The organism is Luteimonas sp. MJ250 (genome assembly GCF_039548455.1).
Lineage (GTDB): Bacteria > Pseudomonadota > Gammaproteobacteria > Xanthomonadales > Xanthomonadaceae > Luteimonas.
In genome coordinates this window covers 390,155-416,362 of record NZ_JBCLVB010000011.1, presented here as the reverse complement: position 1 = coordinate 416,362, position 26,208 = coordinate 390,155, and the positions used below count along the sequence as shown (strand labels likewise).

At 70.2% G+C, this 26,208-nt stretch carries 23 protein-coding genes, 1 tRNA gene and 1 pseudogene; 8 read left to right on the top strand and 17 right to left on the bottom strand.

From position 1 onward, the window contains the following. Window positions 1-13: 13 nt before the first annotated feature. On the top strand, window positions 14-1,630 hold the full coding sequence (locus WCE37_RS08575) for a sulfotransferase (RefSeq protein WP_343278980.1): 1,617 nt from the start codon (window positions 14-16) through the stop codon (window positions 1,628-1,630). Between the two features lie 84 nt (window positions 1,631-1,714). Here the strand turns inward: WCE37_RS08575 and WCE37_RS08570 are convergent, their stop codons facing one another. The 3 genes from WCE37_RS08570 to WCE37_RS08560 form a co-directional block, all read right to left on the bottom strand. Continuing rightward, the gene (locus WCE37_RS08570) at window positions 1,715-3,286 is read right to left on the bottom strand and encodes a peptide MFS transporter (RefSeq protein ID WP_343278979.1); all 1,572 of its coding nucleotides are present in this window, start codon (window positions 3,284-3,286) and stop codon (window positions 1,715-1,717) included. Window positions 3,287-3,387: 101 nt separating this feature from the next. Continuing rightward, complete coding sequence (locus tag WCE37_RS08565; protein ID WP_343278978.1) at window positions 3,388-4,968, bottom strand: AbgT family transporter; 1,581 nt, start codon at window positions 4,966-4,968, stop codon at window positions 3,388-3,390. A 73-nt stretch (window positions 4,969-5,041) separates the two neighbouring features. Next, the gene (locus WCE37_RS08560) at window positions 5,042-5,914 is read right to left on the bottom strand and encodes a tryptophan 2,3-dioxygenase family protein (protein WP_343278977.1); all 873 of its coding nucleotides are present in this window, start codon (window positions 5,912-5,914) and stop codon (window positions 5,042-5,044) included. Window positions 5,915-6,052: 138 nt separating this feature from the next. On the opposite strand from WCE37_RS08560, the gene WCE37_RS08555 reads away from it, so the two are divergent. The 4 genes from WCE37_RS08555 to WCE37_RS08540 all read left to right on the top strand — a co-directional run bounded on the left by WCE37_RS08555 (window position 6,053) and on the right by WCE37_RS08540 (window position 13,494). Beyond that, window positions 6,053-9,715 (top strand): Calx-beta domain-containing protein, encoded by a 3,663-nt coding sequence (locus WCE37_RS08555; protein WP_343278976.1) that lies wholly within the window; start codon window positions 6,053-6,055, stop codon window positions 9,713-9,715. A 142-nt stretch (window positions 9,716-9,857) separates the two neighbouring features. Then, window positions 9,858-10,931 carry a pyruvate dehydrogenase (acetyl-transferring) E1 component subunit alpha gene (gene pdhA, locus WCE37_RS08550; protein ID WP_343278975.1) on the top strand — a complete coding sequence of 358 codons (1,074 nt, stop codon included), beginning with the start codon at window positions 9,858-9,860 and terminating at the stop codon, window positions 10,929-10,931. Next, window positions 10,928-11,935: an alpha-ketoacid dehydrogenase subunit beta gene (locus tag WCE37_RS08545; protein ID WP_343278974.1), complete on the top strand. Its 1,008-nt coding sequence runs from the start codon at window positions 10,928-10,930 to the stop codon at window positions 11,933-11,935. The genes pdhA and WCE37_RS08545 overlap by 4 nt, the downstream gene beginning before the upstream one ends. 149 nt (window positions 11,936-12,084) lie before the next feature. Next, complete coding sequence (locus WCE37_RS08540; RefSeq protein WP_343278973.1) at window positions 12,085-13,494, top strand: dihydrolipoamide acetyltransferase family protein; 1,410 nt, start codon at window positions 12,085-12,087, stop codon at window positions 13,492-13,494. Between the two features lie 61 nt (window positions 13,495-13,555). Here WCE37_RS08540 and WCE37_RS08535 read toward each other — a convergent pair whose 3' ends face one another. The 6 genes and pseudogenes from WCE37_RS08535 to rocF all read right to left on the bottom strand — a co-directional run bounded on the left by WCE37_RS08535 (window position 13,556) and on the right by rocF (window position 17,933). Beyond that, window positions 13,556-14,509 carry an MBL fold metallo-hydrolase gene (locus tag WCE37_RS08535; RefSeq protein WP_343278972.1) on the bottom strand — a complete coding sequence of 318 codons (954 nt, stop codon included), beginning with the start codon at window positions 14,507-14,509 and terminating at the stop codon, window positions 13,556-13,558. Between the two features lie 80 nt (window positions 14,510-14,589). Next, the gene (locus WCE37_RS08530) at window positions 14,590-14,898 is read right to left on the bottom strand and encodes a hypothetical protein (protein WP_343278971.1); all 309 of its coding nucleotides are present in this window, start codon (window positions 14,896-14,898) and stop codon (window positions 14,590-14,592) included. A gap of 134 nt (window positions 14,899-15,032) precedes the next feature. After that, a pseudogene (locus WCE37_RS08525) lies at window positions 15,033-16,232 on the bottom strand (tryptophan--tRNA ligase); the annotation flags it as partial. 145 nt (window positions 16,233-16,377) lie between these two features. Then, entirely contained in the window at window positions 16,378-16,578 is a 201-nt protein-coding gene (locus WCE37_RS08520; RefSeq protein ID WP_343254896.1) for a CsbD family protein, read from the bottom strand. Between the two features lie 139 nt (window positions 16,579-16,717). Continuing rightward, the gene (locus tag WCE37_RS08515) at window positions 16,718-16,873 is read right to left on the bottom strand and encodes an entericidin A/B family lipoprotein (RefSeq protein WP_343254897.1); all 156 of its coding nucleotides are present in this window, start codon (window positions 16,871-16,873) and stop codon (window positions 16,718-16,720) included. Between the two features lie 136 nt (window positions 16,874-17,009). Next, the gene (rocF, locus tag WCE37_RS08510; protein ID WP_343278970.1) at window positions 17,010-17,933 is read right to left on the bottom strand and encodes an arginase; all 924 of its coding nucleotides are present in this window, start codon (window positions 17,931-17,933) and stop codon (window positions 17,010-17,012) included. 141 nt (window positions 17,934-18,074) lie between these two features. On the opposite strand from rocF, the gene WCE37_RS08505 reads away from it, so the two are divergent. After that, window positions 18,075-18,617 carry a hypothetical protein gene (locus WCE37_RS08505; protein ID WP_343278969.1) on the top strand — a complete coding sequence of 181 codons (543 nt, stop codon included), beginning with the start codon at window positions 18,075-18,077 and terminating at the stop codon, window positions 18,615-18,617. 42 nt (window positions 18,618-18,659) lie between these two features. Here WCE37_RS08505 and WCE37_RS08500 read toward each other — a convergent pair. From WCE37_RS08500 to WCE37_RS08485, 4 genes are all read right to left on the bottom strand, one after another. Further along, a tRNA-Thr gene (locus WCE37_RS08500) sits at window positions 18,660-18,735 on the bottom strand. Window positions 18,736-18,763: 28 nt separating this feature from the next. Then, window positions 18,764-19,597 (bottom strand): SPOR domain-containing protein, encoded by an 834-nt coding sequence (locus WCE37_RS08495; protein WP_343278968.1) that lies wholly within the window; start codon window positions 19,595-19,597, stop codon window positions 18,764-18,766. 9 nt (window positions 19,598-19,606) lie between these two features. Further along, window positions 19,607-20,344, bottom strand: coding sequence for a type III pantothenate kinase (locus tag WCE37_RS08490; RefSeq protein WP_343278967.1), 738 nt, complete (start codon window positions 20,342-20,344; stop codon window positions 19,607-19,609). Beyond that, a complete protein-coding gene (locus WCE37_RS08485; RefSeq protein WP_343278966.1) occupies window positions 20,341-21,381 on the bottom strand; it encodes a biotin--[acetyl-CoA-carboxylase] ligase in 1,041 nt (346 codons plus the stop codon). Before WCE37_RS08485 ends, WCE37_RS08490 begins: the two co-directional genes overlap by 4 nt. A gap of 103 nt (window positions 21,382-21,484) precedes the next feature. Between WCE37_RS08485 and WCE37_RS08480 the strand changes: the two genes are divergently transcribed. Further along, on the top strand, window positions 21,485-21,745 hold the full coding sequence (locus tag WCE37_RS08480) for a hypothetical protein (RefSeq protein ID WP_343278965.1): 261 nt from the start codon (window positions 21,485-21,487) through the stop codon (window positions 21,743-21,745). A gap of 7 nt (window positions 21,746-21,752) precedes the next feature. Further along, window positions 21,753-22,502, top strand: coding sequence for a M90 family metallopeptidase (locus WCE37_RS08475; protein WP_343278964.1), 750 nt, complete (start codon window positions 21,753-21,755; stop codon window positions 22,500-22,502). Between the two features lie 3 nt (window positions 22,503-22,505). Here WCE37_RS08475 and WCE37_RS08470 read toward each other — a convergent pair whose 3' ends face one another. The 4 genes from WCE37_RS08470 to WCE37_RS08455 form a co-directional block, all read right to left on the bottom strand. Further along, a complete protein-coding gene (locus tag WCE37_RS08470; RefSeq protein WP_343278963.1) occupies window positions 22,506-23,900 on the bottom strand; it encodes an ATP-binding protein in 1,395 nt (464 codons plus the stop codon). Window positions 23,901-23,972: 72 nt separating this feature from the next. Next, window positions 23,973-24,659, bottom strand: coding sequence for a response regulator transcription factor (locus tag WCE37_RS08465; RefSeq protein ID WP_343254904.1), 687 nt, complete (start codon window positions 24,657-24,659; stop codon window positions 23,973-23,975). A gap of 67 nt (window positions 24,660-24,726) precedes the next feature. Continuing rightward, on the bottom strand, window positions 24,727-25,092 hold the full coding sequence (locus WCE37_RS08460) for a hypothetical protein (RefSeq protein WP_343278962.1): 366 nt from the start codon (window positions 25,090-25,092) through the stop codon (window positions 24,727-24,729). A gap of 162 nt (window positions 25,093-25,254) precedes the next feature. Continuing rightward, a complete protein-coding gene (locus WCE37_RS08455; RefSeq protein WP_343278961.1) occupies window positions 25,255-26,172 on the bottom strand; it encodes an arginine deiminase-related protein in 918 nt (305 codons plus the stop codon). Between the last annotated feature and the right edge of the window lie 36 nt (window positions 26,173-26,208).

Here is a 26,208-nt window from a genome sequence, read left to right as displayed (position 1 = left end):
TAGATTGGCCACGATGCAAGCAGACACCCGCTCGGACGACGCCAGCCTGCCCCACGCCCAGGCCTGGCTGGAAGCCAACGCACTGGCCGCGGCCTGCGACTGGGCCGGCGCCGCCGCTGCCTATGCACGACTGGCCGACGCGACGCCCGGCGATGCGGCGCCCTGGCTCGGATTGGCCAAGGCCCAGGCGCGCGCCGGCCGTTACCGCGACATGCATGCCGCCACGATGCGGGCTCACGCAGCCGGTCCCCGCTCCTGGCCGCACGCGCTGGCGCTCGCGCGACTGCTGCGCGACCTGCACGAGCCACGCGCGCTGACGGAGCTGTCGCTCGCGCTTGCCGGGCGTGCCGACCAGGCCAGCGTCGACGACATGGTCGCGCTGGCGGACCTGCTTGGCGCCGAGGACCTGCACGAAGCCGGGATGGCCTGGCTGGACCGCGCGGTGGCCCGCGACCCCGGCCACGCCCCCGCGCGCTACGTGCGCGGCAGCACGCGCCTGTTCCTCGGCGACATGGCCGGCGCCCGCGAGGACCTGGACCGGGCGATCGCCCTGACGCCGCACTTCGCCCATGCCCACCGCCGCCTGTCACAGCTGCGCGCGCAGGACACCGCGGGCACGCAGGCGCGCATCGCCCGCCTGCGCGACGAACGGGCGCGCGTCGCCCCGGGGAGCGAGCACGACATCCACTTCAGCCACTCCCTGTTCGACGAGCTGCACGAGCTCGGCGAACACGAGGCCGCCTGGCCCGAACTCGAGCGCGGCATGCGCGCCAAGCGCGCCGCCATGCGCTACGACGTCGCCGACGACCTGCGCCTGCTGGAAGCCATCCGCGACCGCTGCGACGCGGGATTCCTTGCCGGCCCGGGCCACGACCCGGGCGCTGGCGCGCAGCAACCGGTGTTCATCGTCGGCCTGTTCCGTTCCGGCTCGACGGTGCTCGAACGCATGCTTGGAGGCCACCCCGCGATGGCCGAGGGCGGCGAAAGCATGGGCTTTGCCGCGGCGCTGCGGCTGGCCGCCGACCATCGCGGCCAGGGCCTGATCGACGCTGCGCTTCTCGATCGCCTTGAAACGATCGACTGGCCGGCGCTGGGCCGGGCCTTCCTCGAGGCGAACGCGTGGCGCGCGCGCGGCCGCGGCCTGTGGACGGAGAAGCTGCCCACCAATTCCCTGCTGCTGGGCTGCATCGCGCGCGCACTGCCGCGGGCGCGGTTCATCCATACCCGGCGCGCGCCGATGGACGTGTGCTTCTCCAACCTGCGCATGCTCTATGGCGGCTCGGCGCGCTGGTCCTACGACCAGCGCGAACTGGCGGCGTGGCACCAGGGTCACGCGGCGCTGATGGCGCACTGGCACGGCGTGGTCGGCCCAAGGCTGCTCGACGTGGCCCATGACGACCTGCTGCGCGACGCGGACGCCACCATGCACCGCGTCCTCGCGCACATCGGCCTGGATTTCGATCCCGCCGTGCTGACGCCGGCGCGCGGCGGCGGTGCCGTTTCCACCGCAAGCGCGGCGCAGGTGCGCGCCGGGCTGCGGGCGCCGCGTGCACCCGACTGGCTTCCCTATCGCGATCGCCTGGGCCCGCTGGCCTCGGGCCTGGGCGTGGACCCGGTCATCAAGGCCTGAAGCACCCCGGCCTGAAGCATTCCGAACCGATCCGATCAGGGACGACCCGGCGAATCGGACCGGGTCGTCGCGCACACTCTCGCGTCAGCGACGCTCTTCGGTGATGTCGATGCCTGCCGCTGCCGCCTCGGCCAGCTCGTCCTGTCCGGCGAGGTCGTCGTCGCGCAAGGTGTCGAGGTGCATCAGCTTCTTCACCAGCGGTGCGATCAACAGCATCACGATGCCCACGCCCACCGCCAGCCAGCCGACGTTGGAATAGACATCCAGCACCTTCTCCGGGCCCGCGCCCTCGCCGCCGGTGGCGGCCGAGATCAGGCCCGCGGCGAAGTTGCCGGTGGCCGAGGCGAAGAACCACGTGCCCATGATCAGGCTGGCCATGTGGGCCGGCGTCAGCCGGTTCATCGCCGACAGGCCTACCGGCGACAGGCACAGCTCGCCGAGGGTGTGGATCAGGTAGATCACGAAGATGAAGATCACCGGGGTCGCGCCCACGGTCGACGCATTGGCACCGGCGACCAGGGCAAGGAAGCCCGCACCCACCAGCACCACACCGATGGCGAACTTCGCCGGGGTCGACGGCTCGAGGCCGCGCCGGGCCAGGGCCAGCCACATCATCGCGAACAGCGGCGCCAGGCAGACGATGTAGATCGAGTTCAGCGACTGGAACATCGAGGCCGGGACTTCCCAGCCGAGGATGTTGCGGTCGACCGAGCGGTCGGTGAACAGGTTCAGCGACGCACCGGCCTGCTCGAACAGCGCCCAGAACAGGATCGAGCCGATGATCAGGTACATCGCGGCGAAGATGCGGTTGCGCTCTTCGCGCTGCATCGAGAACACCGCCTTGTACAGCACGTAGCAGACCAGGATCAGGCCTGCGCCGCCCAGCAGGAAGCCGACCAGCTTCTGGTGCTGGATCATCCACCACACCAGGCCCACGGTCAGGAAGCTGAGCGCGTAGAGCAGCCACTCGAAGCGGATACCGAACATCGGCGCCACAAGCCGCTGCGGATCGCGCGGTTCGCCGCGCCCCATCAGCATCGGCTTGCCGATGATGAACACCACCAGGCCCAGCAGCATGCCGACGCCGGCGGCACCGAATCCGTACTTCCAGCCGTAGGTCTGGCCGAGGTAGCCGGCGATCAGCGAACCGAGCATCGCGCCCAGGTTGATGCCCATGTAGAAGATCGTGTACGCCGGGTCGCGCCGGATGTCGGTCCGCGGGTACAGCTGGCCGACCATCACCGAGATGTTGGCCTTCAGGAAGCCCGAGCCGACGATGATGAAGGACAGCGCCAGCCAGAAGATGTTGATCTCGGCCGCACCCTGGCCACCGGTGCCTTCGAATGCCATCAGGAAGTGGCCGAAGGTCAGCAGCACCGCGCCGAACAGCACCGCCTTGCGCTGCCCCAGGTAGCGGTCGGCCAGATACCCTCCCACCACCGGCGCGATGTACACCAGCGCGGTGTAGGCGCCGTAGATCACCGAGGCCTCGCCGTCGGAGAACATCCAGTGCTGGACGAGGTAGAAGATCAGCAGCGCGCGCATGCCGTAGTAGGAGAACCGCTCCCACATCTCGGCGAAGAACAGCACGAACAGGCCGCGCGGATGGCCGAGGATGGTCTTCTTTTCCTCGGCTGCGTAGGGATTCGGGGTCACTCGCTACTCCTGGCTGATTGGGTACGGCGCGCTGGCCGACCGGTTAACTTAGCGTGATGCCGCCGCCAAGGGGAAGTGCGGGACCGTTTGCGCGGCCGTCGTCAGCCCGGGTAGCCGTAGCTCGAACCCACGCCCAGCGGCAGGCCCAGCGCCCAGAATCCGACCAGGAACAGGCTCCAGGTGACCAGCAGCGTCACCGAGAACGGCAGCATCAGTGCCAGCAGCGTGCCGACGCCGGCCGACTTCACGTACTTCTGGCAGAACACCACGATCAGCGGGAAATAGGGCATCAGCGGCGTGATGATGTTGGTGCTCGAGTCGCCCACGCGGTAGGCGGCCTGGGTCAGGTCGGGCGAGATTCCCAGCTGCATCATCATCGGCACCATGATTGCGCCGATCAGCGCCCACTTGGCCGACGCCGATCCGATCAGCAGGTTCACCGTCCCCGAAAGCAGCACGATGCCGATCACCATCAGCGACATGTGCAGGCCCATCGACTGCAGCGCGTTGGCGCCCTTGATCGCCAGCAGCACGCCCAGGTTGGACTGGCTGAATGCGTAGATGAACTGCGCGGCGAAGAACGCCATGACGATGTAGTAGCCCATGCCGCTCATCGACTTGCTCATGCCCTGGACGATGTCGCGATGGCTGCCGACCGTGCCCGACACGTAGCCGTAGACCACGCCCGGAATCAGGAAGAACAGGAAGATCAGGGCCACGATCGACTGCATCAGCGGCGCACTGAATGCGAGCAGCGGATGGGTCGAGGCCGGCAGCGTGGCCGGATCCGCGGCCCACGGCGTCCCCGCCGGCAGCAGGCTCAGCACGAACAGGACCACGGCCACGCCCATGGCCGCGAGCGCGCTCCACAGGGCGCGTTTCTCGACGGGCGTCAGCGGATCCATGGTCGGCATGTCGCCGCTGTCACCGTCGACGACCGTGGCCTGCAGGCGCGGCTCGATGACGCGATCGGTCAGAAACCAGCCGACCAGCACCACCAGGAAGGTCGAAGCGGTGGTGAAGAAGTAGTTGTTCATCGGATTGACCAGGGCCTCGGGCGCGATGATGCGCGCGGCCTCCTGGGTCAGACCGGCCAGCATCGGGTCGAGGCTCGATGGCACGAAGAACGTCGCGGAGAAGCCGCCCGACACGCCTGCGAAGGCCGCCGCGATGCCGGCCAGCGGGTGGCGCCCGGCGGCATAGAAGATCACCGCGCCCAGCGGGATCACCAGCACGTAGCCAGCGTCGACCGCGACGTGGCTGAGGATGCCCACGCCGATCAGCGCCGGCGTCAGCAGCATCTTCGGGGTCACGCCGAGGATCGCGCGCAGCACCGCGTTGATGAAGCCGGTGTGCTCGGCCACGCCCAGGCCGAGCATGGCGACCAGCACCACGCCCAGCGGCGCGAAGTTCACGAAGGTCGACACCATCGTGGCCATGAACGCGGTCAGGCTGGCCCCGGAGAGCAGGTTCCGGATCACCACCGGATCACCGCTGCGCGGATCGATCTCGCTGAAGCTGACCCCGGACAGCAGCGCCGAAATCGCCCAGGTCGCCAGCATCAGGATCAGGAACAGGATCGCCGGATCCGGAAGCCGGTTGCCGACGCGCTCGATGGCGTCGAGGGCGCGCGAAACGGGGCCGCGCGACGCGGTGGCGCGTTCCTGTGCTGGCTGGTTCATGCAATATCCCCTTGGAATCAGTGGCGGATCCTAGCAGGCGGACCGACGGCAGGCTCGCGCCTCCATCACCCGCTTAGTAGGCGCCGTCCGGCGCGCCGCCGATGCGCGTGCGCACCTCGAACAGCTCCGGGAAGAAGGTCAGATCCAGCGCCTGCTTCAGGAAGCCCACGCCGCTGGAACCGCCGGTGCCGCGCTTGAAGCCGATGATGCGCATCACCGTGCGCATGTGGCGGAAGCGCCAGAGCTGGAACTCGGTTTCCAGGTCCACCAGGTCCTCGCAGAGGTGGTAGGCCTCCCAGTGCGAGGCGGTGTCGCGGTAGATGCGCTCGAACACCGGCATCAGCTCGTCGTCCATCACGTGCGGCCGGGTCCAGTCGCGCTCCAGGTGGCGCGCCGGCACGGCGTGGCCGGTGCGCGCCAGGTGGCGCAGGGCCTCGTCGTACAGGCCGGGCGCTTCGAGCGCGCCGCGCAGCATGGCCTCGGCCGCGGGGTCGTGGGCGAAGACCTTCAGCATGCCCGCGTTCTTGTTGCCGAGCAGGAACTCGACGGTGCGGTACTGGGCCGACTGGAAGCCCGAGGACGGCCCCAGCAGGTCGCGGAACTCGGCGTACTCCGAAGGCGTGAGCGTTTCCAGCACCGACCACATCGCGGTCAGCTGGCGCAGCACGCCCTTGCAGCGCGCGAAGATTTTCTGGCACGGGTCCAGCCGGCCCGCCCGCAGGTGGCCGACCGCCGCCTGCAGCTCGTGGACCAGCAGCTTCAGCCACAGCTCCGAGACCTGGTGCTGGATGATGAACAGCATTTCGTCGTGGTGCGGCGGGTCGGTCACCGGCTGCTGCGCTGACAGCAGCCGGTCCAGACGCAGGTAGCCGCCGTAGGTCATGCGGCCGGAAAGCTCGGTGTGGATGCCGGCCTCCAGGGCGCGTTCGTTGTGTTCGATGCTCATGCGCAAAGGGTAGCGCAGGCCCCTCCCGTGGCGGGGGATGGCCGAGTCCGGGTGCGTCACACAGCTGCCGCCCGGCTGGTGCAGAATCGCGGAGCTGCGGCGGGGGCCGCGCCAGACATCTTCCAGGGGAACCACACCATGCAACCGACTCCGCGCCGCCTGGCGCTCGCCCTTGCCCTGTCCGCGGCCATCGGCGCCGCGCACGCCGATTCCACGCCGCAGGCGCTGCCGTTCGCGCAGGACTGGACCGATACCGGCCTGGTCACCGCCAATGACGACTGGTCGAACGTGCCCGGCATCCTCGGCTACCTCGGCGGCGACCTGACTTCGGCCAACGGGGTCGACCCGCAGACGGTGCTGGGCGCCGATGCCGCCGGCGTCGTCGACGTGATCGCCAACCAGACAAGTACCAGCATCAGCAACGGCGGCGTGGCCGAGTTCCACATCGCCGATCCGGTGGTGGCGCTGCAGGGCAGCGGTTCGGCGGACGCGCCCTATCTCAGGATCCACCTCGACACCCGCGGCGCGAGCGGCATCCAGGTGTCCTACCGCCTGCGCGACGTCGACGCCTCGGCCGACGACGCCGTCCAGCAGGTCGCCCTGCACTACCGCGTCGGCGGCATCGGCGACTTCAGCAACGTGCCCGAGGCCTACGTCGCCGACGCCAGCAGCCCCGGCGGCACGCGCGACACGCCGGTGTCGGTGAATCTGCCCGCCGACGCCGACAACCAGGCGCTGGTTGAGCTGCGGATCATGACCACGAACGCCGCCGGCAACGACGAATGGATCGGCATCGACGACATCAGCGTGGTTGCCGGCGGCGGCGGCGCCGTCCCGGTGATCAACCTCGGCAACGGCAGCGTGGCCGAGGGCGATTCGGGCACCACCGAGATGTTCTTCCAGGTCGGCCTGAGCCGGCCCGCCGGTCCCGGCGGCGCCAGCTTCGACTATGCGACCGCCAACGGCACCGCGCTGGCCGGCGAGGACTACGTCGCCAAGAGCGGCACGGCCACCATCGCCGAAGGCGACACCTCGATCTCGCTCTCGGTCACCGTGGTCGGTGACACCGTGGCCGAGGCCGACGAAACCTTCGGCCTGGCGCTGTCGAACATCTCCGGCGCGGCGGACGGCACCCTCGTTGGCACCGGCACCATCGTCAACGACGACTTCACGATCGTGCCGATCGCCGCCATCCAGGGCGCGGGCGCGAGCTCGCCGCTCGCGGGCCAGTCGGTGGTGACCGAGGGCATCGTCACCGCGCGCAAGAACAACGGCTTTTTCATGCAGACCGCCGACGGCCAGGACGACGGCGACGACGCCACGTCCGAGGGCATCTTCGTGTTCACCGCGGGGGCCCCGCCCGCGGCGGCCTCGATTGGCCACCGCGTGCGCGTGCAGGCCACGGTGGAGGAATACATTCCCGCCGCCGATCCCTACCAGCTGCCGATGACCGAGCTGACTTTCGCCACCGTCACCCAGCTCGGCACCGGCCATGCGCTGCCGGCGCCGATGGTGCTGGCGGCGGACAGCGTGCTGCCCGAGGGCGGGCTCGGCCAGCTCGAGGCCTTCGAAGGCATGCGCGTCAGCATCGCGAGCGCCACCGTGGTCGCGCCCACCCGCGGCAACACCAGCGAAGCCAATGCCACGTCGACCGGCAACGGCCAGTTCGCGGTGGTGGTCACCGGCGTACCGCGCCCGCTGCGCGAGGCCGGCATCCAGGTGCCCGACCCGGATCCGAGCGGCACCACGGCCACCGCCATCCCGCGCTGGGACTTCAACCCCGAGGTCATCGCGGTGGACAGCGACGCCATCGGCGCGCCGCAGGCGGACCTGGCCGCCGGCTGCCGGATCGTCGACGGTACGCTGACCGGTCCGCTGGACTACACCTTCCGCCGCTACACCATCTATCCCGAAGGCCCCCTGGCGACCGCCTGCGACGGCCTCGACCAGCCGCGCGGCGCGGTGGTGCCCAGCGAGGACCACGCCACCTTCGCCACCTACAACCTGCAGCGCTTCTTCGACACGGTGAACGATCCGGCCATCAGCGAACCGGTGCTCACCGCCGACGCGTTCGCGGCCCGGCTCAACAAGGCCTCGCTCGGCATCCGCGCCTACATGCATTCGCCCGACGTGATCGGCGTGAGCGAAGTCGAGAACCTGCCCACGCTGCAGGCGCTGGCCGACAGGATCAATGCCGATGCGGTGGCGCTGGGCGAGCCCGATCCCGGCTACGCCGCCTACCTCGAGGAAGGCAACGACGTCGGCGGCATCGACGTCGGTTTCCTGGTGAAGTCCGGCGAGATCGCCGCGGGCCTCCAGCGGGTGCAGCTGGTGGCGCTGGAGCAGGTCGGCGCGACCGATACCTGGACCTATGCCGGCGACGGCTCGACCTCGCGCATCAACGACCGTCCGCCGCTGGTCCTCCACGCGGTGGTGAACTTCGCCGACGGCCGCGCGTTTCCCATCACCGTGGTGACCGTGCACCAGCGTTCGCTCAGCGGCATCAATGACGAAACCCCGCTGGGTACCGGCACCAACGGTGACCGCGTGCGGCAGAAGCGCCAGATCCAGGCCGGATTCCTCGCAAACCTGCTGCAGGAGCTGCAGAGCCCGCTGCTCGACCGCAAGGTCGTGGTGCTCGGTGACTTCAACGCGTTCGAGTTCAACGATGGCTACGTCGACGTGATGGGTGCCCTGACGGGCATGGCTTCGCCCGACGAGGCCACGGCGGTCGAGCACGACGGGGCCAACCTCGTCGAGCCCGGCTACGTGAACGCGACACATGCCCTGGATCCGTCGCAGCGATACTCGTTCGTGTTCGAGAACAACGCACAGTCGCTCGACCACATCCTTGTGAACCAGAGGCTGCTGGCCTCGCCGCTGTTCAACTCGTGGACCATCAGCCACGCCCGGCTCAACGCCGACTTCCCGGAAACCGCGCGCAACGACCCCGACAGCGCCGCGCGCCTGTCCGACCACGACCCGTCGGTGCTGATGCTGCGCATGAACGCCATCCAGTTCGCCGACATGCAGGCCGTGGTGAGCACGCCCCAGTCCGCCGTGCAGGTGGGCGGGACGATGAGCTGGGTGGTGCACGCCCGGAATGAAGGCCCCGACGCAGCCGGGTTCCCGGGAGTAGGCTTCTCGGTGGGCACATTGTTGCCGACGCTGACGGTCGAGGCGCCTGCCGGCTGGACCTGCGATGCGACGACGGCCGAGGCTGGCCTGACCACCTCCGCATGTACCGCCGACACCCTGGCAGCGTCCGCCACGGCCGCGTTCACGCTCCGTGCGACGGCCCCCGCGCACCTCGCGGGCCACACGGCCACGCTGACGGCCGCGGCAACCTCGCAGACCGAAGATCCCGAGGCGGCCAACGACAGCGACAGCGCCACGATCGCCGTCGATGCACAGGCCGACCTGGCGGTGACGATGGTGGCGGCCGAGCGGATCGTCCGCGGTGCCTGGGGAAGCCACGCGATCAGCGTGCGCAACGAGGGTGCGGCGACCGTGGAAGACGTGGTCGTGCGCTTGTCGACCGGCGTTCGCGAGAATCTGGTCCATGTCGGCAGCGCGCTCGATTGCGTCACCGAGTCGGCCAATCCCTTCCGGGCGCTCTGCCTCCTGGAGGGTCCGTTCGAAGCCGGCCAGACCCGCAGCCTGCAGTTCATGACCGGCACCGGCGGTCGCCTCACCCCACCCAGGTACGACGTCACGGTCCAGGTGGAGTCGGACATCGATGATCCCGACACCGGAAACAACGCCGCCCGCGCCCGGATCCACACCGTCCGCGGCGACTGACGCCGCAAGCCGATGCGGCGTGCCTCGCACGCCGCTCCACCCCCGGCCACGCCACGGACGGCGTTGCCGCAGCGCGCAACGAACGCGAAACGCCCTGCGGGTATCATGTCCGGCTCCCGTGGATGACCGAGCACGTGCCCGCATGAGCGTTGCCGCGACCTTTGAAATCGAATACCTCCAGTACCTTGGCCCTGACGGCACCCTGGTGGCCGACCTGCCCCCGGAGGCCCTTCCGGCGGCCGAAATCCTGCCGCTTTTCAAGCAGATGCTGATGGTGCGCACTTTCGACACCAAGGCCATCGCACTGCAGCGCACCGGCAAGCTCGGCACCTACGCCGCCAGCCTGGGCCACGAGGCCACGCACATCGGCATCGGCGCCGCGATGCGCCCGGAGGACGTGTTCGCCCCCAGCTACCGTGAATACGGCGCGCAGTTCATGCGCGGCGTGAAGCCGCGCGACGTCCTGATGTACTGGGGCGGCGACGAGCGCGGCAACGACTTCTCCGGCCCGAAGCACGATTTCCCGTGGTGCGTGCCGATCGCGACCCAGTGCCTGCACGCGGCCGGCGCGGCGCTGTCGTTCAAGCTCCGCGGCGAAGACCGCGTGGCCGTGACCTGCTGCGGCGACGGCGGTTCGTCCAAGACCGATACCTACGCCGCGATCAACTCCGCCGGCGCCTACGCGCTGCCCTTCATCCAGTGCATCATCAACAACGGCTGGGCGATCTCGGTGCCGCGCAAGTCGCAGACCGGCGCCAAGACCCTGGCCCAGAAGGGCCTGGCCGGCGGCCTGCACTGCCTGCAGGTGGACGGCAACGACCTGTTCGCCGTGCTCGAGGGCATGCGCCGCGCCATGGAGCGCGCGCGCTCGGGCGGCGGCGGCAGCGTCATCGAATTCATGACCTACCGGCTGCACGACCACACCACCGCCGACGACGCCCGCCGCTACCGCGACGAGGCCGAGGTCAAGGACGGCTGGACCCGCGAGCCGATGACCCGCCTGCGCACCTGGCTCACCGCCCAGGGCGTCTGGGACGAGGCGCAGGAAACGGCCTGGATCGAGGAGTGCGGCCAGATGGTCGACGTGGAAATCAACGCCTACCTGGAGTGCAAGGTGCAGCCCGTGGAAGCGATGTTCGACTATCTGTATGCAGACCCGCCTGCCGACCTGCTTGAACAGCGCGCGGCTGCCATCGCGCTGGAGAAGCGCTCGTGAGCGCCGTGGCGAAGGACGCGGCGCCCGCCGCCATCACCCTGATCGAGGCCGTGACCCAGGCCCTGGCCTACGAGATGCGCAACGACGATTCGGTCGTGGTGCTGGGCGAGGACGTCGGCGTCAACGGCGGCGTGTTCCGCGCCACCGCCGGCCTGCACGCCGAGTTCGGCGACCTGCGCGTGATCGACACCCCGCTGGACGAAACCACCATCGCCGGGCTGACCGTCGGCATGGCCGCGCAGGGCATGAAGCCGATCGCCGAGGCCCAGTTCGACGGCTTCGTCTATCCGATGCTCGACCACATCATCTGCCACGCGGCGCGCTTCCGTTACCGCACGCGCGGCCGCCTGACCTGCCCGATGGTGCTGCGCGTGCCGTGGGGCGGTGGCATCCGCGCGCCGGAGCACCATTCCGAAGCCAACGAGGCGCTGTTCACCAACGTCCCTGGCCTGCGGGTGGTCCTGCCGTCGTCGCCCGCGCGCGCCTACGGCCTGCTGCTGGCTGCGATCCGCGAGCCGGATCCGGTGATCTTCATGGAACCCAAGCGCATCTACCGCCAGTACAAGGAAGTGGTGCCGGACGACGGCGAAGCGCTGCCGCTGGACGTGTGCTTCGTGCTGCGCGACGGCACCGACGTGACCCTGGTGACCTGGGGCGCGCAGGTGAAGGAGACGCTGGAGGCCGCCGATGCGCTGGCGAAGGACGGCATCAGCGCCGAAGTCATCGACGTCGCCACGCTGACCCCACTGGACTTCGACACCATTGCCGAATCGGTCGCGAAGACCGGCCGCTGCGTGATCGTGCACGAGGCGCCCAAGACCGCCGGCTTCGGCGGTGAAATCGCCGCGCGCCTGGCCGAGGAGTGCATGTACGACCTGCTGGCACCGGTCGAGCGCGTGACCGGCTACGACACGCACATCCCGCTGTTCCGTCTTGAAATGAAGTACCTGCCCAGCGTCGAAAAGATCGTCGCCGCGGTGAAGCGGGCGATGGCCGCCGGCTGAGCACGCGCGGCAGCCGGCAATCCGCCCGCGCTGCCGTACCGCTGCGCGACGCAGCAGGCGACACGACGACACCGCCGCGCCCGTTGCACCGGGCCGGCGAACCGAACGCAACCGCTCCCACGCTGGAGCACCGGATTCCCGAGGACACCATGGCCGACAAGAAGACCTTTTACCTCCCCGACCTCGGCGAAGGACTGCCCGACGCCACCATCGTCGAGTGGTTCATCAAGGAGGGCGACATCATCCGCCTGGACGAGAACCTGGTGTCGATGGAGACCGCCAAGGCCGTGGTCGACGTGCCTTCGCCGGTCTCGGGCAAGGTGCTGAAGCTCGCCGGCGCCGCCGGCGACGTGGTGGTCACCGGCGCGATGCTGGCCGAATTCGAGATCGATCCCGGCCTGCCGCAGCGTGCGGAGGGCCAGGACACCGGCCACCACCACGGCGGTGGCGGACACGGCGTCGGCAGCCAGGACCCGGCGCCGGACGACAAGGTCGTGGCATCCGATGACGGCGGGGCGATCAGCGAGGGCGGCGAGCGCAACGACAGCGGTACCGTGGTCGGCGCCATGCAGTCGTCGGACGCCGTGCGCAGCGAACAGGCCGTGGCCGTGGGCGGCGTGCGCGCCATGCCCGCCGTGCGCGCACAGGCGCGCAAGCTCAAGGTCGACCTCGGCCGCGTGCGCGGCACCGGCACCGATGGCACCGTGACCATGGCCGACGTGAAGCGCGCCGCGGCCGACGGCAGTGCGCCGATGGGAGCCGCGGCTGCTGTGGGCGCGGCTACGGCCGCGAATACCGCAGCGCCGGTCGCGGCCATGGCCGCTCCCACAGGCGCAGCCGCCGGCCGTGCCGCCGGCGATCGCACCGCGCTGTCCGCAAGCGGCAAGCCGATGCGCACGCAGCCGCCGGGCGTCACCGCCAGCGGCCAGCCCGAGCAGCTCAAGGGCGTGCGCCGCAACATGGCGCGCGTCATGGCCGCCGCACACGCCCAGGTCGTGCCGACCACCCTGGTCGATGACGCCGACCTGCACGCCTGGGCCGGCAAGCAGGACATCACCGCGCGCCTGATCCGCGCGATCTGCACCGCGGCCAAGGCCGTGCCCGCGCTCAACGCCTGGTTCGACGGTGACAGCCTGACCCGCACCATGCATCCGCAGGTCGACATCGGCATCGCCGTGGACACCGACGACGGCCTGTTCGTGCCGGCGCTTCGCAATGCCGACGTGCTCGACGCCACCGGCGTGCGCGCCGGCATCCAGCGCCTGCGGGCCCAGGTCGAGGACCGCAGCATCCCGGCCAGCGAACTGTCGGGCTACACGATCAGCCTGTCGAACTTCGGCATGTTCGCCGGCCGCTACGCCACTCCGGTGGTGGTGCCGCCGTGCGTGGCCATCGTCGGCGCCGGCAAGCTGAGCCAGGACGTGGTGGCCGTGATCGGCGGCATCGAGGTGCACCGCAGGATGCCGATCTCGTTGACCTTCGACCACCGCGCCGCGACCGGCGGCGAGGCCGCGCGCTTCCTCAAGGCGCTGCTGGACGACATGGCGCTGGCGAACTGACGCCACCTTCCGCGCCGTGACATCGCCGCGCGCCACGCCCGTGGGCGCGGCTCGCGGCGCTTCAGCCGCCGCGCGCCGCCTGCCTGCGCTCGCGCTCCATCCACGCGGCCAGGCCCTGCGCGTTGAGCTCGATGTCCATGTCCAGCAGCGCGGGCACCTGCTGTTCTGGATCGCCAACGCCGTGGATGCGCGCACGGTCCACGTAGAGCGTCGTCAACGCCTGCTTCAGCGCGGCGTGCGCGTCCGGCGCATCGGCCAGGAATTGCGCCAGCGCGACCATCGCATCGACCTGTTCGACCAGGCGCAGGCCCACGCGCCGCACGTCGCGCACGGCGCCGAAGTGGGTGACGTAGCAGACCTCCGGCTCCGCCGCCAACAGGCGCCGCACGGAGTCCTTCATCTGCCCCGGGTCGAACTGCACCGGTGACGTGGTCGGGATCGCGAACGGGCGGCCGCCGACGTCGAACTCCCGATAGGAAATGCCGAAGACATCGCCGGTGAACCAGGCGCGCGTGCGCGCGTCCCACACCGACAGGTGGTGCAGTGCATGCCCGGGCGTGTGCGCCAGCAGCAGCGGGCGGCCCGCCAGGTCCAGAACCTGGCCGTCGGCCGCCTCCAGCACGCGCTCCGCCGGCGCCGGCACCAGCCCGCCGTAGGCACGATCGAACAGCGCATCACCGTAGACCTGCCGCGCACTCGCGATCAGCCTGGCCGGATCGAGCATGTGCGGAGCGCCGCGTGGATGCACCACCAGGCGCGCGGCGGGCAGCTCGCGCAGCAGCGCGCCGGCGCCACCGGCATGGTCGAGGTGGACGTGGGTGGCGATGAGGTAGTCGACGGCATCGCGCGCCACCCCGGCGGCGTCCAGCGCGGCGAGCATGCGCGGCACGCTGTGCAGGGTGCCGCAGTCGATCAGCGCCGCACGCCCGGCTTCCGCCACCAGGTAGGCGGCGCAGAAGGCGGGCCGTTCGCCGAAGCCGGTATCGATGATGGTGATGCCGTCGCCCAATCCCACGCGTTACCCTCGCTGTGACCGTGATCCCGGAGCCTGGGGGAACGCGCCGGCCGCGCCGATACGACTTTGGTCCAACGCGCTCAGCGCCGGCGGAACAGCAGCATCCGCAGCACCACCGCGAACAGCATGGCCGCCAGGAACACGCCGTAGCCCAGCGCGGTGGCGAGGATCTGCCGCCACATGCGGCCGTGCGCCGGGTCTGCGACCTGGTGCGACCAGTACAGGCTGGCCACGAACACCGCCAGCGCCGCCAGCAGCGCGACCACGTCGTACAGCCGCCGCACAGGGCCCCGCGGCTGGCGCGGATAGATCCAGAACAGGGTCGCCAGGATCAGGAACCAGGGCAGGAACAGGATCAGGGTGAGGTTCACTTCGACCAGCGGATTCATCCCTCGTCGTCCCCGAAGCGCCCAAGCGCCTGCACCAGCGCGGCCTCGTCCACGCCCGCGCCCAGCGCGCCAACGGCCGCGCCGTCGAGCAGGACCTGGCCGGCCTCGTCGATGCGGGGGGGCGCGGTTCCCGACTTCAAGGACGCCACCACGCGGCCACAGTCGCGGGGCGACTCGAAGCCGGCGCCCTGCAGCAGCAGGCGCTCGCCGTCGACAAGCTTGAAGTGGAAGCGGCCATCGGCTTCGCGATACTGCTTGAACACCGGCGGCGCCGGCCTGGCCGCGCCTTCACCCGCAGCGGACGACGCCGCGATTCCGCCGCCGCGCGTGCCCAGGTCGCGCAGCCCGACCGCATCGCGCAGCCGCGCCAGCAGCGGCCGCGCGCGCTCGTCGCGCAGGCGCTCGCCGCCCAGGCGCAGCACGCGTTCGATGCCGGCCGGGTCGGCCACCAGGGCGTCGTAGCGCTCGCGCATCGGCGCAAGCTCGGTGTCGATGCGCTCGACCAGCCGCTCCTTGGCGTCGCCCCAAGAAATGCCGCCGGCGAACGCATGGCGCATCGCCTCGGTGTCGCCGGCCCCCGCAAAGGCCTGGTAGAGCTGGAACACCGCCGAACCCGCGGTGTCCTTCGGCTCGCCCGGCGCACGCGAGTCGGTCACGATCGAAAGCACCAGCTTGCGCAGCTGCTCGCGCGGCGCGAACAGCGGGATGACGTTGTCATAGCTCTTCGACATCTTGCGGCCGTCCAGGCCCGGCAGGGTCGCGACCTGCTCCTCCACCGCCGCCTCGGGCAGGGTGAAGTGCGCGCCGTAGAGATGGTTGAAGCGCTGCGCGAAGTCGCGCGCCATTTCGATGTGCTGCACCTGGTCACGGCCCACCGGCACCTTGTGCGCGTTGAACAGCAGGATGTCCGCGGCCATCAGCACCGGATACATGTAAAGCCCCGCGGTCACGCCGGCATCGTCGTCGCTGCCTTCGGCGCGGTTGCGATCGACCGCGGCCTTGTAGGCATGGGCGCGGTTGAGCAGCCCCTTGCCCGCCACGCAGGTGAGCAGCCAGGTCAGCTCGGTGGTCTCGGGGATGTCCGACTGGCGGTAGAACGCCACGCGCTCAGGATCCAGTCCGCAGGCAAGCCAGCTGGCCGCGATCTCCAGCGTCGAACGCTGCACCCGCACCGGATCATGGGTGCTGATCAGCGCGTGGTAGTCGGCAAGGAAAAAAAAGCTTTCGACATCGGGTGCCGCGCTTGCGAGCACCGCGGGGCGGATCGCACCGACGTAGTTGCCCAGGTGCGGAACGCCGGTGGGCTTGATGCCGGTGAGGACGTGCAGGCTCATGCAGGGACCGGAGGCGGAAAACGCCATTCTAGTCCAGTGCCCGCCACGGCTCGCCCTCCCCGGGCTCTCCCGCCGCAGCGCCCGCTCCGCGGACAAAAAAAACGGGCCGGCGAACCGGCCCGTCCGATGCTGCTCGACTCTCCGGTCAGCCGAGGCCCTTCTCGAAGTCGCGGACCTCGCGCTCGGCGCGGTCACGCTCCCAGCCGTATTGCTCCTGCAGCTTGCCCGCCAGGTATTCGCCGTTGCCTTCGGCGACATCGAACACATCGTCGGTGAGATCGCCCCACCGCGCCTGCGCCTGGCCCTTGATCTGGGTCCACTTGCCGGAAATGATGTCCTTGTTCATATGCGTCACCTCGTTGATGGGGTAAAGGTCACCGCGCTTGCGGTGGATCCGGGTCCATCATGCGGGCCTCCACATGTCGGCACGGTCAAGGTTTCGTTGGCTGGTCTTCACCTCGATGACTGCGGATTCAGCGGGACCTTCAGCGGGGATCGGTGGCGCCGGTGTCATCGGCCGCGTCCTCGACCTGCTCGCCGACCTTCTGCACGTCCTTGCCAGCACCGGCAACGGTGTTGCAGGCGGAAAGCATGCCCGCGGAAAACAGCGAGACGAAAATGAGGATTGCGATGCGCTTCATGGGAACTCTCCGTTGATGGACGATCGACGGGGCGGCGGTGCCCCGTTGCCGCCATCAGACGCAGGTGCGGGTGAAATCCGCGTTGAGGCCGCTACCTGGCGCCTCAGCATGGTCGCTTCGCATTCATCCGCAGCGCTCAGTCGCGCATCAGCGTGGACTTGCCGAACAGGCTCTCCACCAGATCCACCGCCAGGCGCGCGGTGCGGTTGCGTACGTCCAGCGCCGGGTTGACCTCGACCACGTCAAGGGAATCGGCACCGCCGGCGTCGGCGATCATTTCCATCATCAGCTGCGCCTCGCGGTAGTCCAGGCCACCCGGCACGCGGGTGCCGGTGCCGGGCGCGATGGTTGGATCAAGCACGTCGACGTCGAAGCTGACGTGGAGATGGGTGTCGTCGCCCATGCCCGCAAGCGCCTCCTCCATCACCTGCTTCATGCCCACCTCGTCGATGTAGCGCATGTCGTAGATGTCCAGGCCGTGTTCGCGGACCAGGCGCTTCTCTTCGAGGTCGACCGAACGGATGCCGATCTGGCGCACGTCGGCCGGGGAGATCATCGGCCCCTGCCCGCCAAGGTTGACGAGGGCGTCCGGGCCGAGTCCGCAGAGACAGGCGACGGGCATGCCGTGCACGTTGCCGGACGGCGTGATCGCCGACGTGTTGAAGTCGGCATGGGCGTCGAGCCACAGCACGCGCAGCCGCTTGCCCTGCGCACGGCAGTGGCGTGCGACTGCGGTGATCGAGCCCATCGCCAGGCAATGATCGCCACCCAGCATCACCGGCATCCGCCCGGCCGCGAGTTCGATGCCCGACATCTCCATTACCGCCCGGTTCCAGGCCACGACTTCGTCAAGGTGGCGATAGCCGTCCACCGGCTTCTGCCAGGGGTTGCGCGGTCCCACGACATCGCCCCGGTCGACGACGTCGACCCCGCGCGCGGCCAGCGCCTCCACCAGCCCCGCCACGCGCAGCGTCTCGGGCCCCATGGACGCCCCCCGTCCTCCCGCGCCGACGTCGGTGGGGACGCCGAATACGGATACGGGCTGCAATTTCAAGGACATGGGTGCCTCCAGCGGGCGGAACGGGACTTTGCATGATCCTGCAGCAAAGGTGACAGGTCCAGAATGTGCCCTGTGGCACACTCGCCCATGCCTGGTCGGGACCGGGCAACCCATGTACCAGATCAAGGAACAGATAACGACATGAAAGCCATCGCTCCCACGCTCATCGGCTGCCTGCTCACCGCAGCCATGATCCCGGCCGCGAATGCCGCGGTCGAAAACCTCCAGATCCAGAGCAACGCCACCGGTCTGTGCCAGAGCGCGCTGCCGGCCTGGGATACCAACCTGCGCAAGCGTCCGCTGGGCATGGTCAACGAAGGCGAATCGGCCACCTTCGTGACCTGCTCGTTCACCACGGTCATCGACCAGGGCGGCGGCGGCGGTGTCACGCAGGACTCTGTCATCCGCTATTTCGGCATGTTCCTGACGAGCAGCGTCGCTGAGCCGCAAACGCTGAGCTGCACCGGCGTGATCGGCTACCCGGGGTCGCCCGACCTCCAGTATGTGGCGCTGTCGGTCGATGTCTCGTCCGAGACCCCGGACAGCAATTATCTGTACTTCTATCCGACCGATGCCGATCCGGAGCAGGCGACTTTCCACCAGCTGGCATCGCTGAGCTGCCGGCTTCCCCCAGGCACCGGCATCGGCGACACCTACGTCGGCATCCGCCTCGACGACGCGTAGTCGCCGCATCGGGCTGAAACCCACGATGCATGACGTGCATCGTGGTGCCGGCAGTCCGAATCGAACGGACGACCTACCGCTTACAAGGCGGTTGCTCTACCAGCTGAGCTATGCCGGCACGATGCGCCCGGTGGGGCGCGCGCATTCTAGCGCGCGACGCCCGCTGCGACGACGGGCGCGCAGTCGATGTCATGCAACTGCGGTGCCCCGGCAACACGCCGGGCCGCTGCGGCATCAAAGCCGGGACCCGCGGCGACGTCCAGCCAGTGGCTGACGCTGGCGTCGCCCAGGGGCTGTGCCGACGCCGGGAAGCCCGCGGCCCGCAGCGCGGCCTCGCGACGGCGGGCGGCCGGTTCGCTGGCGTACCGACCGAGTGCAATCCCGTTGGCGTTGGCGCCGGAGGGAACGACCAGCAGGTCGTCGAAGCCGGCCTCCCTGATCTTCAGGGCCAGTGCGTTCGCCGTGTCGCGGTCGGATTGCGGTGCCATCGCCACGCTCCAGCCCCGCGGCGCCTCGACCACGTCGCGCACGCGGGTCCGCGAAGCGCCGAGCGGCTGCAGCGCCGCCCGTGCCGCCGCGACCGGTGCGGCATCGGCATAGGGGCCGAAGCTCATGCAGCGAAGCGCCGTGGATACGGGCGGAGACAGGGGACCGGCATCGGCCGGCGATTGCGCGGGTTCCGGCGATGCGTCCGGTCCGCCGTCCCGGCCGTCGTCCTGCACCGCGTCCGGTGCCCCGGCCAACGCGGACTGCCCCGTTTCGCCGCGCGGCTCGATTCCCGCGGTTGCAGGCCCGTCGGCGCGGGCTGGATCCGCGGCCCGTGTCGGTGCCGGTACCGGCTCACCCAGGAGCACGAGCCGCGGCACGGCATCAGGCTGGACCCACGGCGCCGGCGCCGATGGCCCCGGGCGCAGCAGCCACCAGGTGGCGACGCCGAAGTTGAGCATGACCAGCAGGACCAGCAGCGCGCGCAGTGACATGCTCGGATTCTAGCCCGTGCCTGCTGGCTGCCGCGCCAGGCGCGCCAGGCCGTCGACGACCAGCGACGGCGCAAGCTGCGCGCCCGGCACATGCGGCAGCAGGTCACCGGCGCCACCGCCGTGCAGGATCACGTCAACCGGCATGCCGGCACGCGCACCGGCCTCGCGCCGGCTGCGCTCCAGCAGCCCGAGCGCTGCACCCAGGCAGCCCGCCGCCAGCGCATCGGCAGTGTCGGTGGCGAAGGCCATGACATCGCCGCCGGATGCCGGAAGCTGCGGCGCGCGCGCATGCAGGGCTTCGCGCATCAGCGTCGGCGAGGGCGCGATGCTGCCGCCATGGTGCTGTCCGTCGGCGGCCAGCAGGTCGACGGTGAGCGCGGTACCGACCCCGACCACCAGCACCCAGCCCGGCGCCTTGGCGCGGGCGCCCACCAGCGCCAGGGCGCGGTCCACACCAAGCCGCGCAGGTTCGGCGTAGCCGATCCGCACGCCGGCCATCTCGCGCTCCACGCGCACTTCGACAACGCGCGCGGCCCGCGGCACCAGCACCTGCAGCAGTGACGCGCGCAGCGCCGCCGGACCCACGCTGGCCACCCATGCGACGTCGATCCTGGATGGCAGCAGCGATGACCATGCGGAATCGAGTTCCTGGCCGTGGCCGAAGGCCGCCACCGGGCCGGCGCCTTCCGGATCCAGCGGCGCAAGCTTGAGCCTGGTGTTGCCCAGGTCGAACAGCCAGTCGCTCACGGGGTCGCCAGCCGCGTGCGCAGGCCGGCTTCGCCGGCATGGAAATGACGTTCGCTGCCGCCGACGTCCACGCGCAGCGCGCCGTCGGCCGCAAGCCCCAGCGCACGCCCTGCGTGCAGGCCGCTGCCCACGCGCAGTTCGATCTCGCGCCCGGCCAGCGCATCCAGCGCCGCGTGTCGCGGCAGGAACGGCGCCAGGCCTTCGCGGTCGAACTGCTCCAGCGCCGGTACGAGATGCGCGATCAGGGTGGCCGCAAGGGCGCTGCGCGAAGGCCGGCCAGGGTGCGCGAGGGTCGCAAGGTCGCACCAGGGCTGATCGATCGCGGCCGCCGCCGCAGCGGGCATGCCCACGTTGAGCCCCAGGCCGAGCACCGCCCGCACCGGTCCGGCGTGCTCGCCGCCGCCTTCCACCAGGAGGCCACCGAGTTTGCGCAGGGCAGCGCCAGCCGGATCGACGACCACCAGGTCGTTGGGCCACTTCAGACGCACCATGCCGTATCCAGCCGCGTGCAGTGCCTCGGCGCTGGCAACGCCGGCTACAAGGCCCAGTCCGCCAAGCCGCGCGAGCCCGCCGGCAAACGCGCGCGCCAGCGACAGGTAGAGGTTTGCCGCCAGCGGCGAGGTCCAGTCGCGGCCAAGCCGGCCGCGCCCGCCAAGCTGCCGCTCCGCCAGCAGCACGGCCACGCCCCGGTCGGGCGTGCGCCGGCGCATCAGCTCGCTGTTGGTGGAATCGATGGTCCAGACGACTTCCGGTCCCTGCACCCCTGCGCGCGTGCCTGCCGGCAGCGCGGCGGCGATTGTTTGCGCATCCAGCAGTTCCACTGGCGCATCCAGCGCATAGCCATGGCCGCGACGCGCGCTGATCGCGATGCCCGCCGCGCGCAGTGCCTCGACCCGTTTCCACACGGCGGCCCGGGTCAGGCTGTATTCGCGGGCAAGGTCGCCACCGGGGACCGGCCCGCTGGCCAGGCGCAGCAGCAGCGCCTTTTCGACGGCGTCGGTTTCACTCGGCGCGGTGGCAGGGGCATGGGCGGACATCCCCGGATTATCACACCTGAGCGCCCCGGCTCCCCCACGCCTGCGTGCGCGTACGCGGGCGTTGTATGATCACGCGATACCGGTCACCGAACAGGCACCCGCCATGTCCGTCCGCGCCATCCTTGCCATCTCCCTGCTGTCCCTGACCTTCCAGGCCGGGGCTCGTGAAGCACGCATGGCCGGGGCCGGAGGCGACGGCTCGGGCTGCAGCGCCGACTACCCGGCCAGCGGCGCCCCGGATGTCGATCCCGCGCGTGCAAGCAGGCGTCCCGAGGCTGAAAAGCCGGTCACCCCCCACGGCGCCGACCCCGACGCGGCGCGGCCGCCGCGCTGGCACAGCTTCCTGCCGGGGATGTTCCGCTAGGCATGGCGTGATCAGGCGCCTGTTCCGGCGCCCGCCCGCCGAGATCGACCGGCGCAGCTGGCAGGACGTGCGCGAACGCGTGCCGTGGGTGGCCGCGCTGGACGACTCCCGCAGCGAACGCCTTCGCGCCCTGGCGGCACGCTTCCTGCACGAGAAGACCATCACCCCGCTCGGCGGGCTGGAGCTCGACCAGGTCGCCCGCACGATGCTGGCCGCGCTGTCCTGCCTGCCGCTGATGGAGTTCGGTGCCGAGGGCCTGCACGGCTGGTCGCAGCTGCTGGTCTACCCCGACGCGTTCCGGGTCGACCGCAGCCACGTCGATGCCGCCGGGGTGATGCACGAAGGCGAGGACGAATTGGCGGGCGAGGCCTGGGAGTACGGCCCGCTGGTGCTCTCATGGGCCGACATCCTCGCCGACCTCGACAATCCGCGCGACGGCTGCTGCGTGGCGGTGCACGAGATGGTGCACAAACTCGACGCGCTCGACGGCCTGCTCGACGGCACCCCGCCGCTGCCGCGCGCCTGGCAGCGCGAATGGGCGCGGGACTTCCAGCAGGCGTACGACGCGTTCGCGGCACGCGTGGATCGTGGCCTGCACACCGCGCTCGATCCCTACGCCGCCGAGGCGCCGGAGGAGTTCTTCGCGGTCTGCAGCGAGTACCACTTCAGCGATCCGGCGCTGCTCGAACGCGAGCAGCCGGTCGTGGCGACGCACCTGCGGAAGCTGTACGGTCCCTCGCCGTTCGCCGCCGGCTGAGCGCTACAGCCCGGGCGGCAGCCGCACCAGGAAGCGCGCGCCGCCAAGCTCCGGGGACGCCGTGACCTCGAGCTCGCCGCGATAGCCACGAACGATGTCCTGCACGATCGACAGCCCGATGCCGTGGCCCTGCACGCGCTCGTCGCCGCGCACGCCACGCTGCAGCACGTGCGCGATGCGTTCGGCCGGGATGCCCGGGCCGTCGTCGTCGACCGCCAGGATCAGGCCAGGGCGTCGCCGCGGCGCGCAGGCACCGACCTCGACGGTCAGCAGCACCCGCGACTTCGACCACTTGAACGCGTTTTCAAGCAGGTTGCCGAGCAGCTCCTGCAGGTCGCCTGATTCACCGTGGAAGCGGGCCGCGGGGTCGATCTCGAACTCGCACACGGTGCCCTTGCCGGCGTAGATCTTCTCCAGCCCGCGCACGATCTCCTCGGCGCAGGGCTCGATTTCAACCGGCGCGGCGAACAGCGCGTGGCCGGCCGAGGCCGCGCGGCCGAGCTGGTAGCCCACCAGCTCGTTCATCCGCCGAACCTGGGTTGCCACCTCGCCGCGAAGCTCGTCTTCGCTGGCATCGCTGTCCAGGCGCGTGCGCAGCACCGCCAGCGGCGTCTTCAGGCTGTGCGCAAGGTCGGCCATGGTGTTGCGCTGGTGCTCGAGGTTCTGGCGTTCGCTTTCCACCAGCGCGTTGATGCTCTCGGTGAGCGGTTCGAGCTCGCGCGGATGCAGTTCGCTCATGCGGTTGGCCTGGCCCAGCTGCACGCGCTTGAGTTCGGCTTCCACGCGCCGCAGCGGCAGCAGGCTCCAGCGCAGCACCAGCGCCTGCAGCAGCAGCAGGACCAGGCCGGCGATGCCGAGGTAGCCCCAAAGCGCGGCGCGGAACACCCGCACCTGCTGCGGCAGGGTGCCGGCGTCTTCCATGATGTAGATGGTGTACGGAAACTCGGCTTCGGCGCGCTGCTCCATGTCCCAGATGAAGCCCTTGCCGTAGCGCAGTACTTCGCGCGGGCTGCCGTCGGCACCGGTCATCGGCAACGGTCCCTCGAATTTTTCGACCCCGCCTGCAAGCAGCTCTGCGTCTGGCAGCTGCGGGCCCCGCGTCGATTCCGAGCCCCAGCTGCCCTGCGGCAGCACCACCTCGGCGTACAGGCCGCTGTCCGGCCGCTCGAAGCGCGGGTCGGCCTGGGTGTAGGGCGGGATCAGGTTGCCGCCTCGATCGAACTCGATGTCGCGGGCGTAGGAGGTCGCGTAGTTGCGCAGCCGGTCGTGCTGCAGCCGGCCGGCGACGTCGACGAAGGCGCGGTCAAGCGCGTAGCCGGCGGCGGCGAGGAAGGCGAGCAGGCCGAGGCTTGCGGCCAGCAGCTGGCGCGCCTGCAGCGAACGCGGGCGCCAGGCCAATCTACGATCCTTGCGCGCCTGCGCCACGCCGCCTCCCCTGCACGCCGGGCGCGCAGCGCGCGCCCGCCGGGCTCAGCCTTCGTTGCTGCGCGGAATCGCGAAGCGGTAGCCGCGGCCGCGCACGGTTTCGATCGGCTTCAGCGTACCGTCCGGGTCGAGCTTCTTGCGCAGGCGTCCGATGAAGACCTCCAGCACGTTGGAGTCGCGGTCGAAGTCCTGCTGGTAGATGTGCTCTGTGAGGTCGGCCTTCGAGACCAGCTCGCCGGCGTGCATCATCAGGTACTCGAGCACCTTGTATTCGTAGCTGGTCAGGTCGACGTTGCTGCCGTTGACGCTGACCGTCTGCGCGGCCAGGTCCAGCACCACCGCGCCGCACTCCAGCGTCGGCTTGCTCCAGCCCGCGGCTCGGCGCACCAGCGCATTGATGCGCGCCAGCAGCTCCTCGACGTGGAAGGGTTTGACCAGGTAGTCGTCGGCACCCTGCTTGAGGCCGTCGACCTTGTCCTGCCAGCTCGAGCGCGCGGTCAGGATCAGCACCGGGAACTGCTTGCCCTCGTCGCGCAGGGCCTTGATCAGCTCCATGCCCGACATCTTCGGCAGGCCAAGGTCGATGATGCCGACGTCGAACGGGACTTCGCGCCCCATGTAGAGACCCTCTTCGCCGTCCTGCGCGGCATCCACGGCATAGCCCTCGCGCTTCAGGCGCGCGGCCAGGGTCTCCCGCAGGGGAGCTTCGTCTTCGACCAGAAGGATGCGCATCGGTTTCTCCGGTATGTCCCGGCGCCGGTGTGTCGTCGCGGGAAGAGTTGCAGGCTAGGGTGCGAATTCAGTCGTCGTCGCCACGTGTAGGCGCAGGCCGCGGCGGGCGGCGCGGACGGGCGGATGGATCGTCCATGTAGACCCGGACCCGTCCGCCGTCATCCACCACCTTCACCCGGTTCAGGCTGCGGCCGTCGAACGAAACCGGCTCAGCGCTCAGCACCTGGCCACCGGTGCGCGCACGGACCCGGCGGACCGAATCGGCCAGCGAGTCCGGGCGGCGACCCGGCGCCGGCCGGCCGGACTGCTCGGCGGCGCGCGGTGGCGCAGCGCGGTCGCGCGCCTGTCGACGGCCGTCATCGGCATGCGCCGCGCCAGCCAGCATGAATGCGGCGGCCAGGCACAGCGTCGGCGACAGGTAACGAGCGGTCATGGAAACCATTTCCCAGAGAATACAGAAAGTTATGCGCGCCCACAGCGCGCGGCGGCGGGAGCGTTCAGGTGATTCTCGGAGCCGGGCGGTGAATTGCCACTTAACTTTTCCGGCGGGCGGCGGGCCCCGTTCATATCGGGCCTTTTGCAATCCGCCCGCGACTCAGTAGATCTCCGCCACGCAGCAGCGCAGCGAGCCCCCGGCGACCTCGATCGCATCCAGTGGAACCGCGCGAACCTCGAAGCCCGCGTCCGCCAGCGCGCCGCGGCTGGCCGGGTCCAGCGCATCGCAGGCCCGCCGGCTCATCCACACCACGTCATCCGACAGGCTGATGGCATTGCCCGCGAAAGCCGCCTGCCCGGCCGGGGGAAGCAGGATGGCGTGCGGCGCATACAGCGTGGCGATGGCTTCCACCACGGCGCGATCGGCGAATCCCGCAGGGCAGATGATTGCCGCGCGCCCGGCCAGCACCGCGAGCACGACGTTGGTGTGGTATTCGCCGGGCGCGAGCTCGAACAGCAGCGTGGCGCGCAGGCCCAGGGCCTCGTGCACCAGGCGCGCGCCCTCTTCGTCGCAGCGCTCGGACAGCCCGCACAGCCCGAGTCCGCAGGCGCGGTCGATGACCATCGCGCCGGTCAGTTCGCCGGGATGCGGCTGCGTGGACAGGTCGCGCACCGCGTAGCCGAGGACATCGCGGAAAAATCCGCGGATGTCGGCACGGCCCGCCTCGCGCCGTCGCACCGCGTGGCGCATGCGGCCCACCACCAGCGCACCGGGCACGGTGGCGAAGACATTGTTGGGGAACAGCGCATCCGGGGTTTCGGGGTCGCCCGGGAAGCACAGCGTTGGCAGCGTGGACGACAGCGCGCGCTGCAGCTCGCGGTGCTGCGCCGAGGCGCGCGCCGCGTCGAAGCCATCGGCCGCGGCCATGTAGCGATTGTCGGTGGCGGACTCGGCGGCATGGCCGAAGCCGTCAGGTGCGACCAGGAAGGCGGCGCGCGCGGTGGCCGGACCGAAGTCCGGGGCGCAGTCGCGGGCGAAGGCGAGGAAGCGGGCGGTGTCGCGGGTCAGCATGGACATGCTCTCGGGAGTCGGGGCGGGGCGCGCAGCGGGGTT

Coding starts and splice junctions, on each gene's coding strand:
- WCE37_RS08505 (WP_343278969.1), top strand. CDS start 18,075: ATGAAAGCCATCGCTCCCACGCTCATCGGCTGCCTGCTCACCGCAGCC.
- pdhA (WP_343278975.1), top strand. CDS start 9,858: ATGAGCGTTGCCGCGACCTTTGAAATCGAATACCTCCAGTACCTTGGC.
- WCE37_RS08555 (WP_343278976.1), top strand. CDS start 6,053: ATGCAACCGACTCCGCGCCGCCTGGCGCTCGCCCTTGCCCTGTCCGCG.
- WCE37_RS08520 (WP_343254896.1), bottom strand. CDS start 16,578: ATGAACAAGGACATCATTTCCGGCAAGTGGACCCAGATCAAGGGCCAG.
- WCE37_RS08460 (WP_343278962.1), bottom strand. CDS start 25,092: ATGACCGCTCGTTACCTGTCGCCGACGCTGTGCCTGGCCGCCGCATTC.
- WCE37_RS08560 (WP_343278977.1), bottom strand. CDS start 5,914: ATGAGCATCGAACACAACGAACGCGCCCTGGAGGCCGGCATCCACACC.
- WCE37_RS08480 (WP_343278965.1), top strand. CDS start 21,485: ATGTCCGTCCGCGCCATCCTTGCCATCTCCCTGCTGTCCCTGACCTTC.
- WCE37_RS08565 (WP_343278978.1), bottom strand. CDS start 4,968: ATGAACCAGCCAGCACAGGAACGCGCCACCGCGTCGCGCGGCCCCGTT.
- WCE37_RS08515 (WP_343254897.1), bottom strand. CDS start 16,873: ATGAAGCGCATCGCAATCCTCATTTTCGTCTCGCTGTTTTCCGCGGGC.
- WCE37_RS08495 (WP_343278968.1), bottom strand. CDS start 19,597: ATGTCACTGCGCGCGCTGCTGGTCCTGCTGGTCATGCTCAACTTCGGC.
- WCE37_RS08485 (WP_343278966.1), bottom strand. CDS start 21,381: ATGTCCGCCCATGCCCCTGCCACCGCGCCGAGTGAAACCGACGCCGTC.
- WCE37_RS08455 (WP_343278961.1), bottom strand. CDS start 26,172: ATGTCCATGCTGACCCGCGACACCGCCCGCTTCCTCGCCTTCGCCCGC.
- WCE37_RS08540 (WP_343278973.1), top strand. CDS start 12,085: ATGGCCGACAAGAAGACCTTTTACCTCCCCGACCTCGGCGAAGGACTG.
- WCE37_RS08465 (WP_343254904.1), bottom strand. CDS start 24,659: ATGCGCATCCTTCTGGTCGAAGACGAAGCTCCCCTGCGGGAGACCCTG.
- WCE37_RS08575 (WP_343278980.1), top strand. CDS start 14: ATGCAAGCAGACACCCGCTCGGACGACGCCAGCCTGCCCCACGCCCAG.
- WCE37_RS08530 (WP_343278971.1), bottom strand. CDS start 14,898: ATGAATCCGCTGGTCGAAGTGAACCTCACCCTGATCCTGTTCCTGCCC.
- rocF (WP_343278970.1), bottom strand. CDS start 17,933: ATGTCCTTGAAATTGCAGCCCGTATCCGTATTCGGCGTCCCCACCGAC.